Source organism: Mesorhizobium sp. M7A.F.Ca.US.006.01.1.1 (assembly GCF_003997935.1).
In the GTDB taxonomy this organism is placed as follows: Bacteria; Pseudomonadota; Alphaproteobacteria; order Rhizobiales; family Rhizobiaceae; genus Mesorhizobium.
Genome location: NZ_RZQL01000359.1, coordinates 1 through 5,235 on the forward strand (window position 1 = coordinate 1; position 5,235 = coordinate 5,235).

Annotated in this window: 6 protein-coding genes; 5 read left to right on the forward strand and 1 reads right to left on the reverse strand. The window is 64.2% G+C overall.

From position 1 onward, the window contains the following. From EN943_RS34695 to EN943_RS34715, 5 genes are all read left to right on the forward strand, one after another. Positions 1-1,172, forward strand: a 1,172-nt coding sequence (locus EN943_RS34695; RefSeq protein WP_127416343.1) for an ABC transporter substrate-binding protein, incomplete at its 5' end; no start/stop codon positions are given. A 78-nt stretch (positions 1,173-1,250) separates the two neighbouring features. Beyond that, entirely contained in the window at positions 1,251-2,057 is an 807-nt protein-coding gene (locus EN943_RS34700; RefSeq protein WP_164778540.1) for an ABC transporter ATP-binding protein, read from the forward strand. 24 nt (positions 2,058-2,081) lie between these two features. Further along, entirely contained in the window at positions 2,082-3,329 is a 1,248-nt protein-coding gene (locus EN943_RS34705) for an SfnB family sulfur acquisition oxidoreductase (RefSeq protein ID WP_127416345.1), read from the forward strand. Between the two features lie 63 nt (positions 3,330-3,392). Then, positions 3,393-3,953, forward strand: a complete 561-nt coding sequence (gene msuE, locus EN943_RS34710; RefSeq protein ID WP_127380435.1) for an FMN reductase — start codon at positions 3,393-3,395, stop codon at positions 3,951-3,953. A 116-nt stretch (positions 3,954-4,069) separates the two neighbouring features. Further along, on the forward strand, positions 4,070-4,555 hold the full coding sequence (locus EN943_RS34715) for a hypothetical protein (RefSeq protein WP_023811545.1): 486 nt from the start codon (positions 4,070-4,072) through the stop codon (positions 4,553-4,555). A gap of 14 nt (positions 4,556-4,569) precedes the next feature. Here the strand turns inward: EN943_RS34715 and EN943_RS34720 are convergent, their stop codons facing one another. Then, positions 4,570-5,109: a hypothetical protein gene (locus EN943_RS34720; RefSeq protein ID WP_127416346.1), complete on the reverse strand. Its 540-nt coding sequence runs from the start codon at positions 5,107-5,109 to the stop codon at positions 4,570-4,572. Positions 5,110-5,235: the final 126 nt, after the last annotated feature.

Genomic DNA, 5,235 nt, shown 5'->3' on the forward strand with positions numbered 1-5,235 from the left:
ATCTCAACCTCATCAACATCCGCGACGGCGGCGTCAACGGCGTCAAGCTGACCTGGGACGAATGCGAGACCCAGTACGAGGTAGAGCGCGGCGTCGAATGCTACGAGCGGCAAAAGAGCCATGCCGGCGCCGCCGCCTGGAATCCGCTCTCGGTCGGCATCGCCTATGCCATGATCGACCGCATCACCGCCGACAAGGTGCCGCTGATCACGGTCAACCATGGCCGTACCGACTCCACCGACGGGCGTGTCTTCCCCTACGTCTTCCCGCTGCTGCTCAATCCCTACAGCGAGACATCAGGCATCGTGAACTACATCGCCTCCAAGGAAGGCGGCATCGACAAGCTGAAGGGCAAGAAGATCGTCGTGCTCTATCACGGCTCGCCCTATGGCAAGGAGACCATCCCGATCTATGAACTGCTGGCGCAGAAATACGGCTTCACCGTCCAGCAGATCGAGGTGCCGCATCCCGGCAACGAGCAGCAGTCGCAGTGGCTGACCATCCGCCGCGCCAAGCCGGACTTCGTCGTCCTGCGCGGCTGGGGCGTGATGAACCCGGTGGCGCTGAAGACCGCGGTCAAGGTCGGCTACCCCGTCGATCACATCGTCGGCAATGTCTGGTCGAACTCGGAAGAGGATGTCATCCCGGCCGGCGATGCCGCCAAGGGTTACACCGCCATCACCACCCAGGCTTCCGGCAACTCCTACCCGGTGGTGCAGGAGATCGTGAAGACGGTCTATGGCGCCGGCAAGGGTAACCTTGAAGACAAGGCCCGCATCGGCTCGGTCTACCACAATCTCGGCATCGTCAACGGCATCCTCAATGTCGAGGCGATCCGGGTCGCGCAGGAGAAGTTCGGCCACCGCACGCTGACCGGCGACGAGGTCCGCTGGGGCTTCGAGCATCTCAAGCTTGATCCGGCCAAAGTCGAGGCGCTCGGGGCCAAGGACCTGTTCCACTCGATCAATGTCAGCTGGGACAACCATGAAGGCGAAGGCTACGTGACCTTCCAGCAGTGGGACGGCAAGAAGTGGAACGTCGTCTCCGACTGGATCGCGCCGGACTGGGCGCTGCTGCGGCCAATCATCGAGAAGTCCGCCGAGGCCTACGCCGCCGAGAAGGGCATCAAGCTGCGCACCGCCGACGATGCCAACGCTGTGACCACCAACTGATCAGTCAGTGCGGGCGTCGCGGACCAAGTTTCCGTGGCGCCCGACCTGTTCGGTTTTCGAACCGCGAAAGAACAGCCTATGCCGAACGATGACGTCATTCTTGCCGTCGACACGGTCCATGCCACCTACAACCACGCCATCACGGCGCTACATGGCGTTAGTTTCGAGCTCAGGCGCGGCCAGATACTGGCATTGCTCGGTGCCAATGGCGCCGGCAAGACCACGACGCTGAAGGCCGTCTCCAACCTGCTGCCGGCCGAACGCGGCCAGGTCAATGCCGGCACCATCCGCTATGACGGCGCGGATGTCTCGCGCCGCAAACCGGGTGATCTGGTGCGCGCCGGCCTAGTCCAGGTGCTGGAAGGCCGCCACTGCTTCAAAAGCCTCACCGTCGAGGAGAATCTGATCGCCGGCGGCATCGGCCGCAGCGGCAGCCGCGCCGAGATCAACGGGGATCTCGAGCGGATCTACGGCTATTTCCCGAGGCTTCGGGAAAAGCGCCGGACATTGTCCGGCCTGACCTCCGGCGGCGAACAGCAGATGACCGCCATCGGCAGGGCGCTGATGTCGCGGCCGCGGCTGCTGGTCCTGGACGAACCGTCGATGGGGCTGGCGCCAATCATCGTCCAGGACATCTTCCAGAGCCTGAGAAAACTCAACCGCGAGACTGGCCTATCCATCCTGGTCGCCGAGCAGAACTCCGCGGTGGCGCTGCGATATGCCGACCATGCCACGGTGCTGGAGAACGGCGTTTCCGTTCTCGCCGGCGCGGCCGCCGAGCTTCGCCAGCGCGAGGACATCAGGGCCTTCTATCTCGGTCAATCGAACCCCGGGCAACAGGCGTCACCCGCCACCAAGCCCGCCCATCTCCACGCCGTTGCCTGAATCGAAATCCCAAGGAGCAGTGAAATGACCGTTTCGACCGTCAAAACCGACAAGGCTTCCGCCGCCGTGCCGCCAGTCGCAAGGCCGACCGCCCCGGCGCACATCATCAAGGACGACGCCGAGGCGATTGCGATTGCTCATGCGCTCGCCGCGGAATTCGTCAAGGACTCCTCCAAACGCGACCGCGAGCGGATCTGGCCGGTCGCCGAACTCGATGCATTCTCGCAAAGCGGCCTGTGGTCGATCAATGTGCCCAGAGCATTCGGCGGGCCGGAGGTGTCCTACGCGACGCTGGCGAAGGTGATCGAGATCATCTCGGCGGCGGATTCCTCGATCGGCCAGGTTGCCCAGAACCATCTCGGCGTCGTAGCCGCCATCCGCACCGTGTCCGACGCGGACCAGCAGAAGCTGCTGTTTGCCGAAGCGTTGAAAGGCACCCGGTTCGGCAACGCCTTCTCCGAGTTCGGTTCCAAGCGCGCCGCCGATTTCGAGACCCGCTTCACCGATGCCGGCGATCATGTGGTCGTCAACGGCCGGAAATTCTATTCGTCCGGCGCGCTGCTTGCCCATCTCGTGCCGATCGTGGCGCTCGATGACGAGGGCCGCGCCTGGTATGCGATCGCCGACCGCGGCGCACCCGGCCTGACCGTCATCGACGACTGGTCGAGCTTTGGCCAGCGCACGACCCTGTCCGGCACCGTCATCATCGACAACGTCAAGGTGCCGAAGACGCATCTGGTCCCCGGCTACAAGGGCTACGACAAACCGACCGCCGACGGCGCCATCTTCCAGATCATCCAGGTGGCGGTCGACACCGGCATCGCCCAGGCGGCGATCGACGAGACCGTCGATTTCGTCAGGACCAAAAGCCGCGCCTGGATCGACAGCGGCGTCGACAACGCCTGGGACGATCCCTACACCATTCAGGCCATCGGCGACCTGACGCTGCGTCTGCACGCGGCGCAGGCGCTGCTCGAAAAGGCCGGTCATGCGATCGACCAGGCAGTGATCGAGCCGACCGCCGACACGGTGGCGCACGCCCAGATCGTCACCGCCGAAGCAAAGATCCTGTCGACCGAAATCGCCATCGCCGCCACCAACAAGCTGTTCGAACTGGCGGGCACACGCTCGACCTTGGCCGAACACAATCTCGACCGGCATTGGCGCAACGCGCGCACGCACACGCTGCACGATCCGGTGCGCTGGAAATATTCCATCCTCGGCAAATATTTCCTCAACGGCGAAAATCCGCCACTGCACGCCTGGAGCTGATTTCCCACCGGCGGGCGGGCGGCCCGCCACGTCAAACCTTCGACCATCCAAGAGGCCACTGCCATGTCAAATCCAACAGTCGTCGGCTTTTCCGGCAACATCACCCGGCCGTCAAAGACGCGCGCCTTCGTCGATCTGGTCACCAGGGACATCGCTGCCAGCCACGGCCTGTCGGCGAGCACCTATGATATCGAGGACCTTGGTCCGTCGCTGGGAACGGCGAAATGGGCCCGCGATCTCGACGGCCAGGCGCGCGTCATCCTGGAGGCGATTCTCGCCGCCGACGTGCTCGTCGTCGGCTCGCCGACCTACAAGGGCAGCTACACCGGCCTGTTCAAGCATTTCTTCGATCTGATCGATCCGGCAGCGCTGCGGGGGAAGCCCATCGTGTTGACGGCGACCGGCGGTGGCGAGCGCCATGCCTTGATCGTCGAGCATCAGCTGCGGCCGCTGTTCGGCTTCTTCGAGGCTTTCGCGCTGCCCACGGCCGTCTATGCCACCGACAAGGATTTCACCGACGGCGTACTGCGCTCCGAGGCGATCCTGAAGCGTGCCGCGCAGGCGGTCGACGAGGTCGGCTTCGTGCTGGCCAACCGCTCGGCCGGTAGGATCGCCGCCGAATAGCTTGCCGTCGCCAGATTGCGCCAAGGTCTAAATCAGCATGGCGGGTAACATCGCTTACGCAATTTACGACCGCCCGCTAAAACGTTCCTGTCTGATTCGTCTGGGACAGGAACGTCATGAGCAAAGCCCTCACATCCTTCGCACTGGTCGCCGTGCTGACCGCCTTGCTCATGGCATTGAGCCTGGCTGTGGCCAGGCACGGCTACCCCTACGGTGCGATCGGCGTCAGGCGCCTTGACGGCATTGCCGATGCCGGCGTGTTCATCCCGATTGCCGCCGTCTATTTCTTCAGCGCGATGCTGATGATGATCCTGCCGATCAGGGCGGCCGGCATCGTCCTGACCCATGCCGCCGACGCCCTCTTCTGGACCGTGATCGCACTGTTTGCGACCATCGTCGGCTGTCTGGTCGCCAGATGGGCTTTCGGCCAGGGCAGCGCCGTGTGGGCATTGCTGAACTGGCGGTTCCTGTTTGCGGCGGCGATCGTCGGTTGTCACTTCGTCATGAACGAACTGCGCCGCAACGTGCTGCTGCGCAGCCTGTTCTTCGTGGTCTTCGCCGCCGCGACGCTGGCCTGCCTGTTCTGGTCGTTCACGCTCTGACGTGCCGTAACCGGCTACTTCGCTGATCCGGCGGCGATGTTGCCGGCCGCCGTTTCCATCCATGTCCAGAGATAGGCGGCAAGACCGCGATCGACATGGATGCGCAGCTTGCCTTCACGGCGATAGACGATGGCGCTGATGCCGGCGAAGGACAGCGCTGCACTGGCACTGGCTTGGCCCGGATCGAGCGTCGTTCCACGCGCGATAAAAGCGTCGAGCGCCGTGCCCTCGGCCTCGAACATTTGCAACCCAGCACTGATCGCCGTCACCGCGAACCCGTCTGCATGCCAGCCCGTGGCGATGGCGAGCGGGCTCTTCGACACGACGAGCAACCGGTCGCGCGCCAGCCGCGCCGCATAGCGGTCGCCCTGCGCGATACCAAAAGCGCCCACGCCAGTTCCGTCGACGCCCGAAGCCCGCGCCCACGCGTCGAGATCGCCGCTGACCAGCAACTGGTTGAGGCCGAGGGCTGCTCGTATCGCAAGGTCTGGCGTGGCGATGACTGCATTCTGCCAGTCCGGCGCGGCGGACCATTTCTCCGCGAGATCACGCATGCAGCCGCTCTCCTGCCGGGTCGAAGGCGCAAGGGGCGGTAATTGTCGCCTTGCTGATCTTGCCGAGGTGCTGGATTTCGATCACCTTGCCGTGGCGGGCCGCGCCGCGCTCGATCAGCCCAAGGG

Coding starts and splice junctions, on each gene's coding strand:
- EN943_RS34700 (WP_164778540.1), top strand. CDS start 1,251: ATGCCGAACGATGACGTCATTCTTGCCGTCGACACGGTCCATGCCACC.
- EN943_RS34705 (WP_127416345.1), top strand. CDS start 2,082: ATGACCGTTTCGACCGTCAAAACCGACAAGGCTTCCGCCGCCGTGCCG.
- msuE (WP_127380435.1), top strand. CDS start 3,393: ATGTCAAATCCAACAGTCGTCGGCTTTTCCGGCAACATCACCCGGCCG.
- EN943_RS34715 (WP_023811545.1), top strand. CDS start 4,070: ATGAGCAAAGCCCTCACATCCTTCGCACTGGTCGCCGTGCTGACCGCC.
- EN943_RS34720 (WP_127416346.1), bottom strand. CDS start 5,109: ATGCGTGATCTCGCGGAGAAATGGTCCGCCGCGCCGGACTGGCAGAAT.